The organism is Halorubrum sp. SP9 (genome assembly GCF_005435015.1).
Lineage (GTDB): Archaea > Halobacteriota > Halobacteria > Halobacteriales > Haloferacaceae > Halorubrum > Halorubrum sodomense.
This window is the reverse complement of the sequence record NZ_SGXU01000120.1, coordinates 1-1,192: the sequence shown is the minus strand read 5'-3', so window position 1 is coordinate 1,192 and position 1,192 is coordinate 1. Positions and strand designations below refer to the sequence as shown.

2 protein-coding genes are annotated in these 1,192 nt (G+C 53.8%); both read left to right on the top strand.

Translation table 11 applies throughout. The annotated features are described in order from the left end of the window. The first annotated feature begins 336 nt into the window (after positions 1–336). A complete protein-coding gene (locus EXE45_RS16745) occupies positions 337–612 on the top strand; it encodes a hypothetical protein (protein WP_137694997.1) in 276 nt (91 codons plus the stop codon). Beyond that, positions 613–1,192, top strand: a 580-nt coding sequence (locus tag EXE45_RS16740; protein WP_137694996.1) for a DUF4350 domain-containing protein, incomplete at its 3' end; no start/stop codon positions are given.

The following is a 1,192-nucleotide window of genomic DNA, read 5'->3' as shown; positions in this document are numbered from 1 at the left end:
GACTCCAACAGTACCGATGGCTCCAACGGCACAGGCGACTCCGACAGCACAGATGGAGACTCAACCAACACAAACGGGACAGACACGGGAGCAAACGATTCTGGGTCTGGTAGCTCCTCAGACGCAACTGGAAATGGCAGTGACGGAACTATCACACCGAACGATGGATCTGTGTCATCAGGAGAGACTGATGAGAGTACGCCACTGTATGCCGTCCAAGTGCTGTTATTAACTGTTGTATGTGGTGGTGGACTCCGCCGATTCAGACGAGCCACCTAAAATCCGATACGAAGAGAATTAACCGAACACTACACATGTTCAGGTCGTACTGAATCAATGGCACTTGAAAAACGGCGGCGGTTTGTGTACGCACTCGTTGCGTGGATGGTGAGTGTAATTCTTCTATTGACCGCCCTCAACGCCTTAGAACTAGAGTTATTCTTTGTTGTGTCCCTCATTGGCCTACTCGTGGTTGTTGAGCTTACTGCCCCGTTCAATGTCACACCGCAGTGGCGACGACGACTCTTTCCAGTGATCCTCGCGGGCCTTGCGGGGTTCAGCTATATTGTCATCCGCCGCATTATCGAAATTCTACCAGAGGGGACCTTCTAAATGCGAACGCCACCACTGCCACGACTCGTATTATATGTCCTCATCGGACTTCTCGCAGGTGTGCTTATTTTTGCCGCGAGCACCTCGACAGCCTCGTTTGGGGCATACAACTCCCAGTGGGACGGGACAAGTGAGTTCCGGACGCTCATTGAGGAGCGCCCAGACAGCCGGATCGTCTTCGAGACAACACCATACGAAACAGCGAATGCGACAAACACCGTTGCGATCATTCTGGCACCCACAGAGCCGTATTCAGCCACTGAATCACGACGTATCCGAAATTTCGTTGAGCGAGGTGGAACCGTTGTCATTGCTGATGACTTCGGCCCACACAGCAACCCACTCCTTGCGTCGATCGGCGCAGACGCACGCTTCAGCCGACTCCAACTCCGGGATGAACGAGAGTATTACCGCGGGCCGTCACTCCCGCTCGCACCGAATGTAACGGCAGCGCCGTACACCCAGAATGTCTCACAACTCACGCTCAATGGAGCTACTGCGGTTGAGCCGGGGAATGCCACTCCAGTTGTGACAAGTTCTGAGCTTGCCTATCTGGATCGGAATGCCACAGGGAGTCTCT

Excerpts from the sequence above, each read along its gene's own strand:
- EXE45_RS16745 (WP_137694997.1), top strand. The coding sequence starts at position 337 with ATGGCACTTGAAAAACGGCGGCGGTTTGTGTACGCACTCGTTGCGTGG.